This is a genomic window from Diaphorobacter sp. LI3 (assembly GCF_022807955.1).
Classification (GTDB): domain Bacteria; phylum Pseudomonadota; class Gammaproteobacteria; order Burkholderiales; family Burkholderiaceae_C; genus Diaphorobacter; species Diaphorobacter nitroreducens.
In genome coordinates this window covers 620,128-635,687 of record NZ_CP094346.1, presented here as the reverse complement: position 1 = coordinate 635,687, position 15,560 = coordinate 620,128, and the positions used below count along the sequence as shown (strand labels likewise).

Genomic DNA, 15,560 nt, shown 5'->3' with positions numbered 1-15,560 from the left:
GGTCAAAGCGCGCAGCGGGGCAGCGGGAATACCACGAACCAACGCCTGGCCGGTCCGAGGTATCGACACACTCAAATGCTATTTATTTAATAGCTGTTAGCGCTTACTGATTCTGGGATCAAGCCCTGTTTGACTAGAAACCCATCACTGCGTCGGCAAGGCATAGCGGTAGCCGCGGAACGCCCACACGGTACGCGCCGGCTCGATGCGCTCCAGCACCAGGCCGGGGGCGGCGGTATCCCCCTCGTGCAGCACCTGGCCGTTGACGATCACCATGCGGTACACGGGATTGGACGAGTAGGTCACGCCCGCGAGCTGCAGGGTGGGCAGTTGCTCACGCACGCTCGCCGGCAGGTCGGCCAGGGCAAAGACGGTTCCCGTCGATTCCTGCGGCGCGGGAGCCGGCGGCGCAGCGCGCGGGGCCGGTGCGCGGGCAGGCGCCGCGGGGGCCGGCGCGCTGCGCTCGGGCCGGGGGGCAGGCGCTTCGGCGCGGGCAGAGCGCTCGGGCGTGGGTTTGGATGCTGGTGCAGATGCCGATGCCGGTGCTCGCGCTGGTGTTGGCGCTGGTGTTGGTGTTGGCGCTGGTGTGGTTGCGGGCGCAGTTTCGGGCAACGGCGCTGCCCCTTGGGCCGGCACGGCGGAGGCCGGAGCGGCAGGTGCCGGTATTGCGGGTGCAGGCGCCGGCACCACCGCGGCCACCGTCGCACTGGGCGCACGCACCAGCCACCAGGCGCCGGCTGCCGCCCCAACGCCCGCCAGCGCTGCAAGCACCATCCAGGGCAGCCCCCGCGCCGGTGCGGCGCGCTGCACGGTGGGCACCGCCACGGGCGACGCGGGGGTATGCAGGCCGGGCACGCTGCCACGGCCGCGCTCGGCCTGGGCGCGCCGCAGCGCATCAAGAATGTAGGACATGGGTTCAGGCTCCGCTGAGCAAACGCGGCTCCGGCACGCCTGCGGCGCGGTTGAGCAACATCAGGGTCAAGGGACCAGCGCGGCCATCGGGCGTGAGGCCCTGGCCCAGCTGAAATTGGTGGATGCGCGCGCGGCGCGCGGCGGGCGTTGCGGTACGGGCTGCGGCGGTGCCCGCGCCGGCGGCCGCCAGTTGCTGGTCCAGCCAGGCGGCGCCCGCGGCAGTGGCGGTGACGTCGCCCGAATCGGCCAGCTCGGCAGGGGCCTTCCACAGCGTGGCAACCTCGCCGCGCCACAGCGGCGCAAGCTCCGTCACACGCACCTGCAGCGTCTGGCCCTGCACGCCTTCCAGCGTGGCGGTGCCGTCATCCAGCCGGCGCAGCAAGACCGCCACCTCAGGCGCCAGGGCCTCGCCCTGCGCATCGCCCTCGGCAGGCCGCAGCATCAGCAGCACGGGCCGATCAAGCTGGCGCAGCAGGTTCAGGCTGGCGCGGCGGCTGCGGTAGCAGCGCAGGCCCTCGGGCGCCAGCGCGGCGCAGGGGTCCGTGGCGCCGTCGGGCACGCTCGCCTGCCACTGCCGGGCCAGCGCCTGCCAGGCCGCCGGCGCCTGCGCCACGGGCTGGATGGCCAGGAACTGCGCCAATGTCGGCGGGGGCGCTGGCGCGTCGGGCGCAGAAGCGGCCGAGGCGGGGGATGACGCGGGCACGGCCGCAGCCGACGCGGCCATGGCCGGCACCTGCGCCTGTGTCTGTGCCTGCGTGGAGCCGGCGCCACCGTCTGCAAGCGGCCACCAGCCCAGCGCCCAGGCCAGCCCGCCCAGCGCCGCCGCGCCCACCAGCCCGCCGGTTCCAGCGGCGAGCCAGCGCCCTGCCGCGTCGGGGCGCACCGTGGCGGGCGCATCGAACACCTCGCGCGCGGCGCGGCGCACCATGGCATCGGTCACCTCGCGCACACCCGCGCCGTAAGCACCCAGCAGGGCACGGTCGCACAGCAGGTTGATGCGCCGCGGCACGCCACCCGTGAGCGCGTGCACGCGTGCCAGCGCCCGCTGCTGGAAAGGCAGCGGCCCTTGCAACCCGGCCACGGCCAGGCGGTGGGCGATGTACTGGCGTGTTTCGTCGGCGCTCAAGGCGTCCAGGTGGTAGCGCGCGATCACGCGCTGCGCGAGCTGCTCCAGCTCCGGCGCCGCCACCATCGCACGCAGCTCGGGCTGGCCGATGAGGATGATCTGCAGCAGCTTGCGCTCGCTGGTCTCGAGGTTGGTGAGCAGGCGCAGTTGTTCCAGCACATCCGGCGCGAGGTTCTGCGCCTCGTCGATGATGAGCACGTTGTTGCGCCCCGCCGCGTGCTGCTGCAGCAAGAAGTCGTTGAGCGGGTCCAGGCAGTCCTTCACGGTCTCCGCCCCCGGTATGGCGGGGCGGTGCGCCACGCCGAATTCGTCGCAGATGGAGCGCAGCAGCTCAGGCACCGTGAGCTTCGGGTTGAAGATGTAAGCAACGTTGCACTGCGGCGGAATCTGTTCCAGGAAGCAGCGGCACACCGTGGTCTTGCCGGTGCCGATCTCGCCCGTGAGCAGCACGAAGCCGCCGCCCGCATCCAGGCCGTACAGCAGGTGGGCCAGGGCTTCGCGATGGCGCTCGCTCATGAAGAGGTAGCGCGGGTCGGGCGCGATGGAAAAAGGCGGGTGTTCGAGTCCGAAGAACGGGGCGTACATGGCGGCGAGCATAGCGCCCTCGCCTGTCGCGCCCATGAACCCCTCAGCTCCCCGCGATCACCACCTGTCGAGGGCGGTCAGGGTTAGACCCCTGAGGACTAACCCTTGAATTGTCATCGTAAAGACAAGATAACGTCAAAGTCGTTCCTACCATTGGTTGCAAACCGGCAGCGGACTTCTAGTTTCCCGTGCGCTGCCCTCCACAGACCCTGATAGGAACCGGAATGAAGACCACATTCCCCCATCTACTGCTGCAGCACGCCGCCCAGCGCCCCGACGCTGCAGCACTGCGCGAGAAAGAATATGGCATCTGGCAGACCTGGAGCTGGAAGGACGCCGCGGCCGAGGTGCGCCACATGGCCTGCGGCCTGCTGTCGCTGGGCTTTGCCAAGGGCCAGAACCTGGCGCTGATCAGCGACAACCGGCCACACCTGTACATGGGCTTCGTGGCCGTGCAAAGCGTGGGGGGCGTGCCGATTCCGCTGTACCAGGACGCCGTGGCCGCCGAGATGACCTTCGTCATCCAGGACGCGGAGATTGCCTTCGCGTTTGCCGAAAACCAGGAACAGGTGGACAAGCTGCTGGAGGTGCGCGAATCGGTATCCGGCATCCAGCACATCATCTATGACGACCCGCGCGGCCTGCGCCACTACGACCAGCCGGGCCTCATCAGCACCGCGCAGTTGGTGGCGCGCGGCGCCGAGTGGGACAAGGCCCACCCCGGCGCATGGGATGCACTGGTGGAGCAGATCGACCCGCAGGACGTGTCGGTGATCCTCTACACCTCGGGCACCACGGGCAAGCCCAAGGGCGTGTGCCAGACGCATGCCAGCTTCATCGCCTCTGCGCAAGGCGCGGTGGAGGTGGACCGCCTGGGCCCGCAGGACAACGTGATTTCCTACCTGCCCCCGGCGTGGGTGGGGGACCACCTGTTCTCGCTCGCGCAGTGGATGGTGGCCGGCTTCACCATCAACTGCCCCGAGTCGGCCAGCACCGTCTCCATCGACCTGCGCGAGATCGGCCCCACCTACTACTTCGCCCCGCCGCGCGTGTTCGAAGGCATGCTGACGTCGGTCTCCATCCGCATGGAGGACGCCGCTGCGCCCAAGCGCTGGCTGTTCGAGAAATGCATGCAGCTGGCGCGCCGCGTGGGCTCCGACCTTCTGGACGGCAAGCCCGTGGGCGCAATTGACCGCCTCAAGTACCGCCTGGCCGACCTCGCCATCTACGGACCGCTGCGCAACGTGATGGGCCTGTCGCGCATCCGCGTGGCCTACACGGCAGGCGCGGCCATCGGGCCCGACCTGTTCCGCTTCTTCCGCTCCATCGGCATCAACCTCAAGCAGCTCTACGGTCAGACGGAAACCTGCGCCTACGTCTGCCTGCAACGCGATGGCCAGGTGGACCTGAACACCGTGGGCCAGGCGGCCCCCGGCATCGAGCTGAAGATCGCCGACAACGGCGAGGTGCTGGTCAAGGGCGTGTCGGTGCTCAAGGAGTACTACAAGCGGCCCGACGCCACCGCCGAGGTGATCGACGCCGAAGGCTACTTCCACACCGGCGATGCCGGCGTGATCGACGCCAACGGCCAGCTGCGCATCATCGACCGTGCCAAGGACGTGGGCAAGACGGCCAGCGGGGCCATGTTCGCGCCCAACTACATCGAAAACAAGCTCAAGTTCTTCCCGCACATCAAGGAAGCCGTCTGCTTCGGCAACCAGCGCGATCAGGTCTGCGCCTTCATCAACATCGACTACGAGGCCGTGGGCAACTGGGCCGAGCGCCAGGGCATCCCTTACGGCGGCTATGTGGACCTGGCCTCCAAGCCCAAGGTGATCGAGCTGATCGCCGACTGCATCTCGCAGGTGAACGCCGATCTGGCCGCCGAAGCCGGCATGGCCGACACGCAGGTCGCGCGCTTCCTGGTGCTGCACAAGGAGCTGGACCCCGACGACGACGAACTGACCCGCACGCGCAAGGTGCGCCGCAATTTCATCGCCGAGAAGTACGGCGTGCTGGTGGATGCGCTGTACACGGGCAAGGCCGAGCAGTTCATCGAAACGCAGGTGAAGTTCGAGGACGGGCGCAAGGGCAGCGTGAGCGCCACGCTGAAGATCACCGACGCCAAGACCTTCCCCGCCACCCGGGCGGCCGCCTGACACGCAACGAGGCAGCAGACACATGACCAGCAAGAAGATTGGCGACGTCATCCTCGACGTCAAGAACATCAGCCTGCGGTTCGGCGGCGTCAAGGCGCTCACCGACATTTCGTTCAACGTGCGCGAGCACGAGATCCGCTCGATCATCGGCCCCAATGGCGCGGGCAAGAGCTCCATGCTCAACTGCATCAACGGGGTGTACACGCCGTCCGAGGGCTCCATCACGTTCCGCGGACAGACCTTTGGCCACATGAACAGCCGCCAGGTCGCCGAGGTGGGCATCGCGCGCACCTTCCAGAACCTGGCGTTGTTCAAGGGCATGAGCGTGATCGACAACATCATGACCGGGCGCAACCTCAAGATCAAAAGCAACCTGCTCCTGCAGGCACTGCGCATCGGACCGGCCGAGCGCGAGGAGATCGCCCACCGCGAGAAGGTCGAACACATCATCGACTTCCTGGAGATCCAGGCGCACCGCAAGACCCCCGTCGGCCAGCTGCCCTACGGCCTGCAAAAGCGCGTGGACTTGGGCCGGGCCCTTGCCATGGAACCCCAGGTGCTGCTGCTGGACGAGCCCATGGCCGGCATGAACGTGGAGGAGAAGCAGGACATGTGCCGCTTCATCCTGGATGTGAACGACGAGTTCGGCACCACCATCGTCCTCATCGAACACGACATGGGCGTGGTGATGGACATCAGCGACCGCGTCGTGGTGCTGGACTACGGCAAAAAGATCGGCGACGGCGCGCCGGACGAAGTGCGCAACAACGAAGACGTGATTCGCGCCTACCTGGGCACCAGCCACTGAGGGCAAGCAAATGGCATTCTTTCTCGAAACCCTGATCGGCGGCCTGATGGCCGGCATGCTCTACGCGCTGGTGGCACTCGGCTTCGTGCTGATCTTCAAGGCCTCGGGCGTCTTCAACTTCGCGCAGGGTGCCATGGTGCTGTTCGCGGCCCTGGCCATGGCGCGCTTTGCCGAGTGGATCCCGGAGTGGACCGGCATCAGCAACCCGATCGTGGCCAATCTGGCCGCGTTCCTGATCGCAGGTCTGTGCATGTTCGCAGTGGCCTGGTTCATCGAGCGCCTGGTGCTGCGCCACCTCGTGAACCAGGAAGGCGCCACGCTGCTCATGGCCACGCTGGGCATCACCTACTTCCTGGAAGGCCTGGGCCAGACCTTCTTCGGCAGCGACATCTACAAGATCGACATCGGCATGCCCAAGGACCCGGTGTTCCTGCTGGACACCGTGTTCGAGGGCGGCGTGCTCGTGAACAAGGAAGACGTGATTGCCGCAGGCATTGCCGCCGCCCTGGTGGTGGTGCTGAGCATCTTCTTTCAAAAGACCAAGACCGGCCGCGCATTGCGCGCCGTGGCCGACGACCACCAGGCGGCGCAGTCCATCGGCATCCCGCTCAACCACATCTGGGTCATCGTGTGGTGTGTCGCCGGTGTCGTGGCACTGGTGGCCGGGATGATCTGGGGCTCCAAGCTGGGCGTGCAGTTCTCGCTGACCACGGTGGCGCTGCGCGCGCTGCCGGTGGTGATCTTGGGAGGCCTGACCTCGGTGCCGGGCGCCATCATCGGCGGGCTGATCATCGGCGTGGGCGAGAAGCTCTCCGAGGTGTACCTGGGGCCCTTCGTGGGCGGCGGCATCGAGATCTGGTTTGCCTACGTGCTGGCCCTCGTGTTCCTGCTGTTCCGGCCCCAAGGGTTGTTCGGCGAGAAGATCATCGATCGCGTATGACATACGCGATCAACCCGCAGGGTTCTTCGCCGCAGGCGAAGGATGGTCTTCCGGCGAGGGCACGCAGTGCCCGCAGCCAAAAGATCATCGCCCTTGGTTGAAAGATTTGGAGTAAATAATGTTCTACCGCGAAAACGGCCAGTTCAAGACCACCTACAAGGCCGACCAGCAGATCTTTCCCATCACCCAGGACCGCATCGCCGTCCTGCTGCTGTTGGCCGTGGCCTTCGTGGCGGTGCCCGCGATGGCGTCGGACTACTTCTACCGCGCCATCCTGATCCCGCTGGTGATCATGTCCATGGCCGCGCTGGGCGTGAACATCCTCGTGGGCTACTGCGGGCAGATCTCGCTGGGCTCGGGCGCCTTCATGGCGGTAGGCGCCTACGGGGCCTTCAACTTCTTCGTGCGCTTCCCTGGGATGCCGCTGGTCCCGGCCCTGATCCTGGGCGGGCTGTGCGCCACGTTCTTCGGCATCCTGTTCGGGCTGCCCAGCCTGCGCGTGAAAGGGCTGTACCTGGCCGTGGCCACGCTGGCGGCGCAGTTCTTCAGCGACTGGATGTTCCTGCGCATCAAGTGGTTCACCAACAATTCCGACTCCGGCTCGGTCTCGGTCAGCAACCTGCAGGTCTTCGGCATGCCGCTGGACAGCGCCATGGCCAAGTACCTGTTCTGCCTGACGCTCCTGGTGGTCGTGGCCCTGCTGGCCAAGAACCTGGTGCGCGGCGCCATCGGCCGCGAATGGATGGCCATCCGCGACATGGACGTGGCCGCCGCGGTGATCGGCATCCGCCCGATGTACGCCAAGCTCAGCGCCTTCGCTGTCAGCTCCTTCATCGTCGGCATGGCGGGCGCGCTGTGGGCCTTCGTGCACCTGGGTTCGTGGGAGCCGGCGGCGTTCTCGGTCGAGGTGTCGTTCCGCCTGCTGTTCATGGTCATCATCGGCGGCATGGGTTCCATCATGGGCGCGTTTTTCGGCGCGGCCTTCATCGTGGTGCTGCCCATCTTCCTGAACCAGTTCCTGCCCGCGGTGGCCGGCCTGTTCGGCGTGGACATCTCCACCGCAGCCGTGTCGCATGCGGAACTGATGATCTTCGGCGCGCTGATCGTGTGGTTCCTCATCGTGGAGCCCCACGGCCTGGCCAAGCTGTGGTCCATCGGCAAGCAGAAGATGCGTGTGTGGCCCTTCCCCCATTGATGCCATTGCAAGGTGTGTTCCGCGCCGACCGGCGCAATTCAGGCGACGTTCCATCCAACCACAAGGAGACAAGACCATGAAATTCACCCGACTCGCTGCGGCCGCCACGGTGGCCTGCACCCTGGCCGGCTTTGCAGGCGGCGCCGCCGCCCAGGCCAAGGAACAGTTCTTCCCCCTGCTGTCGTACCGCACGGGCCCCTACGCCCCGAACGGCGTGCCATGGGCCAACGGCAAGCAGGACTACATCAAGATGATCAACGCGCGCGACGGCGGCGTGAACGGCGTGAAGCTGACCTGGGAAGAGTGCGAGACCGGCTACGCCACCGACCGCGGCGTGGAGTGCTACGAGCGTCTGAAGAGCCGCCCCGGCGTGACGCTGTTCGACCCGCAGGCCACCGGCATCACCTTCGCGCTGACCGAGAAGGCGCCCGTGGACAAGATCCCGCTGATGACGCTGGGCTATGGCCTGTCGGTCGCGCAGGACGGCATGGCCTTCAAGTGGAACTTCCCCTACATGGGCAGCTACTGGACCGGCGCCGACATCCTGATCCAGCACATCGGCAAGAACGCCGGCGGCCTGGACAAGCTCAAGGGCAAGAAGATCGCACTGGTCTACCACGACAGCCCCTTCGGCAAGGAGCCGATCCCGCTGCTGCAGGAGCGCTCCAAGATGCACGGCTTCGAGCTGCAGATGCTGCCCGTGACCGCGCCCGGCGTGGAGCAGAAGGCCACCTGGCTGCAGGTGCGCCAGAGCCGCCCCGACTACGTGCTGCTGTGGGGCTGGGGCGTGATGAACTCCACCGCCCTGAAGGAAGCCCAGGCCACGGGCTACCCGCGCGACAAGATGTACGGCGTGTGGTGGGCCGGAGCCGAGCCGGACGTGCGCGACGTGGGCGATGGCGCCAAGGGCTACCACGCACTGGCGCTCAACGGCCATGGCACGCAGTCCAAGGTCATGCAGGACATCCTCAAGCACGTGCACGGCGCCAACCAGGGCACGGGCCCCAAGGACGAAGTGGGCTCGGTGCTGTACACGCGCGGCGTGATCATCCAGATGCTGGGCGTGGAGGCCGTGCGCCGCGCGCAGGAGCGCTTCGGCAAGGGCAAGGTCATGACCGCCGAGCAGGTGCGTTGGGGCATGGAAAACCTGGCGCTGGACCAGAAAAAACTGGACGCGCTGGGCTTCACCGACCTGATGCGCCCGCTGTCCACCAGCTGCGCGGACCACATGGGTTCTACCTGGGCCCGCGTGCACACCTGGGACGGCAAGCAGTGGAAGTTCTCGTCCGACTGGTACCAGGCCGATGAGCAGGTCATCAAGCCTATGGTCAAGGCCGGCGCGGACAAGTACCTCGCCGACAAGAAGATGTCCCGCCGCGAAGCGGGCGACTGCCAGTCCTAAGGACGTCCCCTGAGGCGCTGCGCGCCCTCGCCCTTCTGCTCGGGAAGGGGGTGGCGCCGGTGGTCGGGCAAGACCCGTTCCACGGCGCCCGCTGGCGCGGGTTGCGCCAGGTTCAAGCGGCTGCGCAGGGCAGCCGCCAATCGAGAGGGCTGTGGCGACAGCCCTGCCGATTGGCACCACTACAAGGGCAAGGCTATGGAGTCCAGAAACATCGTTCTCAGCGTCAATGGCATCGAGGTCATCTACAACCATGTGATCCTGGTGCTCAAGGGCGTGTCGCTGCAACTGCCCGAGAAGGGCATCGTCGCACTGCTGGGCGGCAACGGCGCGGGCAAGACGACCACGCTGCGCGCGATCTCCAACCTGCTCAAGGGCGAGCGCGGCGAGGTCACCAAGGGCAGCATCGAGCTGCGCGGCGAGCAGATCCAGAACCTCTCGCCCGCCGACCTGGTCAAGCGCGGCGTGGTGCAGGTCATGGAGGGGCGCCACTGCTTCGCCCACCTGACCATCGAGGAGAACCTGCTCACCGGCAGCTACACGCGCACCGACAAGGGCGAGATCGCCGCCAACCTGGAGAAGGTCTACAACTACTTCCCGCGCCTGAAGACGCGCCGCACCAGCCAGGCCGCCTACACCTCGGGCGGCGAGCAGCAGATGTGCGCGATTGGCCGGGCCATCATGAGCAACCCCAGCATCGTGCTGCTGGACGAGCCCTCGATGGGCCTGGCGCCGCAGATCGTGGAAGAGGTGTTCAACATCGTGAAGGATCTCAACGCCAAGGAAGGCACCACCTTCCTGCTGGCCGAGCAGAACACCAACATGGCCCTGAAGTACGCCGACTACGGCTACATCATGGAAAGCGGCCGCATCGTCATGGACGGGCCCGCGCAGGAGCTGGCCAGCAACGAGGACGTCAAGGAGTTCTACCTGGGCGTCGGCGGTGGCGAGCGCAAGAGCTTCAAGGACGTCAAGAGCTACAAGCGCCGCAAGCGCTGGCTGGCCTAATTACTCTCAAATTAATAGCTGCTAGCGCTTGACAGGCAAGCGCTGGAGGCCGATTTCACCCTAAACCCCTCCCAACGACAGGAGACCCAGGCATGAGCATGTTCTACGACGCCCTGGAAACCCGCGCCCCCGCCGAGCGTGAAGCCGCCCTCATGGCGGCCCTGCCCCGGCAGATCGCCCACGCCCAGCAGGCCAGCCCGGCCTTCGCCGGCATCCTGGAGGGCGTGGACGCCACCACCATCACCGACCGCGCCGCGCTGGCCCGCCTGCCCGTCACGCGCAAGTACGAACTGCTGGAGCGCCAGCAGGCGCAGCGCGGCCAGAATGCGTTCGGCGGCTTCAGCGCCCTGGCATTCGGGCGCCACATGCCCCGCGTGTTCGCCAGCCCCGGCACCATCTATGAGCCCGAGGGCGCGCGGCCGGACTACTGGCGCATGGCACGCGCCATGTATGCCGCGGGGTTTCGCACCGGCGAGCTGATCCACAACAGCTTCAGCTACCACTTCGTGCCTGCCGGCTCGATGATGGAGACTGGCGCCCACGCACTGGGCTGCACGGTCTTTCCGGGCGGCACGGGGCAGACCGAGCAGCAGGTGCAGGCCATGGCCGAGCTGCGCCCGGCCGGCTACATCGGCACGCCCAGCTTCCTGAAGATCATCCTCGACAAGGCCCACGAACACGGCGTGGCGCTGCCCAGCGTGACCAAGGCGCTGGTCTCGGGCGAGGCCTTCCCGCCCTCGCTGCGCGACTGGCTGGCCGCGCGCGGCGTGACGGGCTACCAGTGCTACGCCACGGCAGACCTGGGCCTGATCGCCTATGAGACCAGCGCGCGCGAAGGCCTGGTGCTGGACGAGGGCGTGATCGTCGAGATCGTGCGCCCGGGCACCGGCGACCCGGTGCCCGAGGGCGAAGTGGGCGAGCTGGTCATCACCACGCTGAACCCCGACTACCCGCTGATCCGCTTCGGCACCGGCGACCTGTCGGCCGTACTGCCGGGCCAGTGCCCCACGGGCCGCACCAATACCCGCATCAAGGGCTGGATGGGCCGCGCGGACCAGACCACCAAAGTGCGCGGCATGTTCGTGCACCCCGGCCAGATTGCCAGCGTGGTCAAGCGCTTCCCCCAGGTGCAGCGCGCGCGGCTGGTGGTCAGCGGCGAGATGGCCAACGACCAGATGGTGCTGCAGGTGGAGACCACGGAAACCGCCGCAGGCATGGCCCAGCAACTGGCGGAAGCGCTGCGCGAAGTGACCAAGCTGCGCGGCGACGTGCAGATGGTGCCCCCCGGCAGCCTGCCCAACGACGGCAAGGTCATCGAAGACGCGCGCAGCTACCGCTGATCACCCGCGGGGCGGCCGGCCGGCGCCGTCCGGCGCCATAGCGTCGTGCGCAGCACACAAGCCGCCAGCAGCCGCGTCAACCCCCCGGGGTCAAACGTCGCCCATTTGTCAGGCGGAGCGGACTCGGGGGTTTCCTTGATGTCCGGCACGCCGTTCCTCTCTATGATTGCGCCTCTTTTCCAAGGAGCATCATGAGAACGACATTCAAGATCGCCGTGGGAGCGGCCGCCATCCTGGCTGCATTCGGCGCATCCGCCCAGGCCTATCCGGTCAAGGACAAGAACATCACCATCGTCGTGCCCTTCTCGGCCGGCGGCCCCACCGACCGCGTGGCCCGTGACCTGGCAGAGGCCCTGCGCAAGCCCCTGGGCGGTGCCACGGTCGTCGTCGAAAACGCCGCCGGTGCAGGCAGCACCATTGGCGCAGCCAAGGTGGCCCGTGCACAGCCGGACGGCTACACCCTGCTGCTGAACCACATCGGCATGGCCACCATCCCCACGCTGTACCGCAAGCTGTCGTTCAACGTGTTGAACGACTTCGAGTTCCTGGGCATCGTCAACGACGTGCCCATGACCATCATCTCGCGCCCGACGCTGGAGGCCAAGAACTACAAGGAATTGGCCACCTGGATTGCGCAGAACAAGGAAAAGGTGAACCTGGGCCACTCCGGCCTGGGCTCGGCCGGCCATCTGTGCGGCCTGATGTTCCAGCACGCGCTGCAGTCGCACATGACGCCCGTGGCCTACAAGGGCGCGGCGCCCGCCATCACCGACCTGATTGGCGGCCAGATCGACCTGATGTGCGACCAGACCACCAACACCACGACGCAGATCGAGGGCAAGAAGGTCAAGGCCTTTGCCGTGACCACCAACCAGCGCCTGACGATGCCGTCGCTCAAGGACTTGCCGACGCTGCAGGAAAGCGGCCTGAAAGACTTCAACGTCTCCGTCTGGCATGGCCTGTATGCCCCCAAGGGCACGCCCGCCGCCGTGCTGACGCGCATCAACGAAGCGCTGCAAGTGGCCGTGAAGGATCCTGACTTCATCAAGAAGCAGGAAGGCCTGGGCGCCGTGGTGGTGGCCGACAAGCGCGTGCTGCCGGCCGAACACAAGAAGTTCGTGCAGTCTGAAATCGAAAAGTGGGGCATGGTGATCAAGGCAGCCGGCACTTACGCCGACTGATCTGCGCCAGCGCGGCGGGCGCGTCCGTCTGCCCGCCTTTCCTGCCAACGCCCGGTGCCCGCGCACCGGGCGTTTTTTCATGGGAACTGCGGGTAATCCTGCTGCCCCTGCGCGGCTGCGGCGCCTACAACCGAAGCCTTCTTTCACGCTTTTTGGAAAGACCGCATGCCGCACACCTCCATCCCACGCCGCACCCCACCACGCCGCCAGGCCCTGCACGCCATCGCGGCGCTTCTTGCATTGGGCCTGGGCGCCACGTGCGCCGCGTATGCCCAAGCCAGCCCCTGGCCGGCCAAGCCGGTCCGCATCGTGGTGCCGTTCGCCGCCGGGGGTACCACCGATATCCTGGCGCGCGCCATTGCGCCCGAGCTGGGCAAGGCCTTTGGCCAGCAGTTCATCGTGGACAACCGCGGCGGCGCGGGGGGCAACATCGGTGCCGAACTGGTGGCCAGGTCCGCCCCTGACGGCTACACGCTGCTGATGGGCACCGTGGGCACGCATGGCATCAACCGCGCGCTGTACAAGCAGTTGCCCTACGACCCGATCAAGGACTTCGCGCCCGTCACGCTTGTCGCGTCGGTGCCCAACGTGATGGTCATGAACACCGAGAAGGCGCGCAGCCTGGGCATCAACACCGTGCAGGACTTCATCCGCTATGCCCAAGCCAACCCGGGCAAGCTCAACATGGCGTCCAGCGGCAACGGCACCTCGATCCACCTGGCCGGCGAGCTGTTCAAGAGCATGACCGGCACCTACATGCTGCACATGCCCTACCGCGGATCTGCGCCCGCGCTGCTGGACATGGTGGGCGGCAACATGGACGTGATGTTCGACAACCTGCCCTCCTCCATGGCCCATATCAAGGGCGGCAAGCTCAAGGCGCTGGCGGTCACCAGCGCGAAACGCTCCACCGCCCTGCCCGACGTCCCCACGGTGGAAGAGGCCGGCGGCCCCGCGCTCAAGGGCTTCGAAGCCAGTTCATGGTTCGGACTGCTGGCGCCCGCGGGCACGCCGGCCGACATCGTCCAGCGCGTCCAGCAGGAAGTGGCCAAGGCGCTGGCCACCCCTGCCGTCAAGGAGCGGCTGCTGTCCCAGGGAGCGATTCCCGGCGGCAATACGAGCGCCGAATTTGCCAGCCTGATCGACCGCGAGCACCGCAAGTGGGCGCAGGTGGTGAAGGCGTCCGGCGCGAAGGTGGATTGAAGAGCGGATGCGCGCGCCCGCCGGGGCGCGCTGCGCGTCACCAGACCACGTCGCAATCCTCGGCGGCGCTGCGGCGCAGCATGTCGATGAAAGGCGCCGCGCGCTGGCGCAGGCGCACGCCGTCGCCGCGAGGGGCCTCTTCCTCGGTCTGATCGTCCTCGTCCGGGGCGGTGGCCGCTGCAGCGGCCTCTTCAACCGCTACCGCCTCTTCCAACGCGCGGATGGCGGCAGGAATCTGCGCGGAGGTGATGATGCCGTGCGGCTCATTCGGCGACTTGCCGATGATCTCCAGCAGCTGTTTGCCATTGGGCTCCAGCATGATGACGTCGGCGGTGGCGCGGGATTTGAATTTGAAAAGCATCGAAGTTCCAGGACAAAGGATCAGTGGGTGGCCGCAGGGCCTTCGTACATGTAGGCGCGGCTGAAAGGATAGTCGGACTGCGCACCCTTGAGCACGCCATCTTCCACGTGGCCCGTGGGCCGCACGGCCAGCATCTGGTGCAGCGCGGTCCAGCCGCGCTCGAAGGCCAGGGCGCAGCCCGCCAGGTACAGCCGGTAGGCGCGCAGGGCCTTCTCGCCGCGTTCCTTGCCGTGCTGCGCGACCAGCACGCTGCGCGCCTCGTCCTGACGGGCCTCCAGCGCATCCGACCAGGCCCACAGCGTGCGGGCGTAGTGCGGACGCAGGTTCTCGGTGTCCACCATCTCCAGCCCGGCCCGGGCCATGTCGTGCAGCACCGTGCTCACATGCAGAAGTTCGCCGCCGGGGAAGATGTAGCGCTCGATGAAATCGCCCAAGCCGGCGCCCAGCCGGGGGTTGTCCAGCCCGCCCGACGTGATGCCGTGGTTGAGCAGCAGGCCGCCCGGGCGCAGCAGACGGTGCACGGTGGCGAAGTACCGCTCCATCTGCGAACGGCCCACATGTTCGAACATGCCGACCGAGGCAATCTTGTCGAACGGCTGCTCCACCTGCAGTTCACGGTAATCCAGCAACTGCATGCGCACCCGACCCTGCAGGCCGCGCTCCTCGATGAGCCGCTGCACATGCGCATGCTGGTTGCGCGACAGCGTGATGCCCGTGGCGTCCACACCATACTCCTGCGCTGCCCACAGCAGCAGCCCGCCCCAGCCGGCGCCAATGTCCAGGAAGCGGTCGCCGGGACGCAGCAGGAGCTTGCGGCAGATGTGGTCCAGCTTGGCCTCCTGTGCCTGTGCCAAGCTCATGTCAGGCGTGCGGTAATAGGCGCAGGAATAGACGCGCCGCGGGTCCAGCCACAGGGCGTAGAAGTCGTCGGACAGGTCGTAGTGGAACTGGATATTGCGTGCGTCATGGGACAGGGTGTGCGCCGCCATCGAACGCGCACGCAGCAACACGCGCTGCCACCCAGTCGCCGGTCCCTCGTGCGTGGGGTTCAGCTTGAGCAGCGCCGCGGCCGCCGTCATCAACTGGCGCATGCTGCCTTCCAACGCCACGCGGCCTTCGACGATGGCCGCGCCCACGTTGCCGATCTCACCCATGGCCAGGGCCACCACGGCCATGCGGTCGCGAAAACGCAACCGCAGGTCGGCATTGGCGTCACCCAGGCGCGCGCCGTCGGGCAGTTCGACAGCCACCCCTACAGGGGAAAGCGCCAGGCTGGCCTCCAGGGAGTGGAGCAGATGCTTCATGGCATGTCCCTCGGTCTCCATGACAACTGCCATTCTTGA

Annotated in this window: 13 protein-coding genes; 9 read left to right on the top strand and 4 right to left on the bottom strand. The window is 67.1% G+C overall.

Annotation, left to right across the window (positions count from 1 at the left end; translation table 11 throughout):
• Positions 1-144: 144 nt before the first annotated feature.
• A complete protein-coding gene (locus tag MRB47_RS02990) occupies positions 145-912 on the bottom strand; it encodes a general secretion pathway protein GspB (protein ID WP_123674890.1) in 768 nt (255 codons plus the stop codon).
• Between the two features lie 4 nt (positions 913-916).
• Complete coding sequence (locus tag MRB47_RS02985) at positions 917-2,623, bottom strand: ExeA family protein (protein ID WP_252102579.1); 1,707 nt, start codon at positions 2,621-2,623, stop codon at positions 917-919.
• Positions 2,624-2,847: 224 nt separating this feature from the next.
• Here MRB47_RS02985 and MRB47_RS02980 point away from each other — a divergent pair, with 224 nt between their 5' ends.
• The 9 genes from MRB47_RS02980 to MRB47_RS02940 all read left to right on the top strand — a co-directional run bounded on the left by MRB47_RS02980 (position 2,848) and on the right by MRB47_RS02940 (position 13,856).
• Positions 2,848-4,782, top strand: a complete 1,935-nt coding sequence (locus tag MRB47_RS02980; protein ID WP_041835859.1) for an AMP-dependent synthetase/ligase — start codon at positions 2,848-2,850, stop codon at positions 4,780-4,782.
• 22 nt (positions 4,783-4,804) lie between these two features.
• On the top strand, positions 4,805-5,590 hold the full coding sequence (locus MRB47_RS02975; RefSeq protein ID WP_252101865.1) for an ABC transporter ATP-binding protein: 786 nt from the start codon (positions 4,805-4,807) through the stop codon (positions 5,588-5,590).
• A 10-nt stretch (positions 5,591-5,600) separates the two neighbouring features.
• Positions 5,601-6,530, top strand: coding sequence for a branched-chain amino acid ABC transporter permease (locus MRB47_RS02970; RefSeq protein ID WP_012655498.1), 930 nt, complete (start codon positions 5,601-5,603; stop codon positions 6,528-6,530).
• Between the two features lie 118 nt (positions 6,531-6,648).
• Complete coding sequence (locus tag MRB47_RS02965; protein WP_252101864.1) at positions 6,649-7,725, top strand: branched-chain amino acid ABC transporter permease; 1,077 nt, start codon at positions 6,649-6,651, stop codon at positions 7,723-7,725.
• Between the two features lie 76 nt (positions 7,726-7,801).
• The gene (locus MRB47_RS02960; RefSeq protein WP_252101863.1) at positions 7,802-9,127 is read left to right on the top strand and encodes an ABC transporter substrate-binding protein; all 1,326 of its coding nucleotides are present in this window, start codon (positions 7,802-7,804) and stop codon (positions 9,125-9,127) included.
• A gap of 195 nt (positions 9,128-9,322) precedes the next feature.
• Positions 9,323-10,132, top strand: coding sequence for an ABC transporter ATP-binding protein (locus MRB47_RS02955; RefSeq protein WP_103738184.1), 810 nt, complete (start codon positions 9,323-9,325; stop codon positions 10,130-10,132).
• 92 nt (positions 10,133-10,224) lie between these two features.
• Positions 10,225-11,472 carry a phenylacetate--CoA ligase family protein gene (locus MRB47_RS02950; RefSeq protein WP_252101862.1) on the top strand — a complete coding sequence of 416 codons (1,248 nt, stop codon included), beginning with the start codon at positions 10,225-10,227 and terminating at the stop codon, positions 11,470-11,472.
• A gap of 191 nt (positions 11,473-11,663) precedes the next feature.
• Positions 11,664-12,653 (top strand): tripartite tricarboxylate transporter substrate-binding protein, encoded by a 990-nt coding sequence (locus MRB47_RS02945; RefSeq protein WP_011803923.1) that lies wholly within the window; start codon positions 11,664-11,666, stop codon positions 12,651-12,653.
• A 165-nt stretch (positions 12,654-12,818) separates the two neighbouring features.
• Positions 12,819-13,856: a Bug family tripartite tricarboxylate transporter substrate binding protein gene (locus MRB47_RS02940; RefSeq protein ID WP_252101861.1), complete on the top strand. Its 1,038-nt coding sequence runs from the start codon at positions 12,819-12,821 to the stop codon at positions 13,854-13,856.
• A 37-nt stretch (positions 13,857-13,893) separates the two neighbouring features.
• Here the strand turns inward: MRB47_RS02940 and MRB47_RS02935 are convergent, their stop codons facing one another.
• The gene (locus tag MRB47_RS02935; protein WP_252101860.1) at positions 13,894-14,217 is read right to left on the bottom strand and encodes a DUF1840 domain-containing protein; all 324 of its coding nucleotides are present in this window, start codon (positions 14,215-14,217) and stop codon (positions 13,894-13,896) included.
• Positions 14,218-14,237: 20 nt separating this feature from the next.
• Positions 14,238-15,521 (bottom strand): class I SAM-dependent methyltransferase, encoded by a 1,284-nt coding sequence (locus MRB47_RS02930; protein WP_252101859.1) that lies wholly within the window; start codon positions 15,519-15,521, stop codon positions 14,238-14,240.
• Positions 15,522-15,560: the final 39 nt, after the last annotated feature.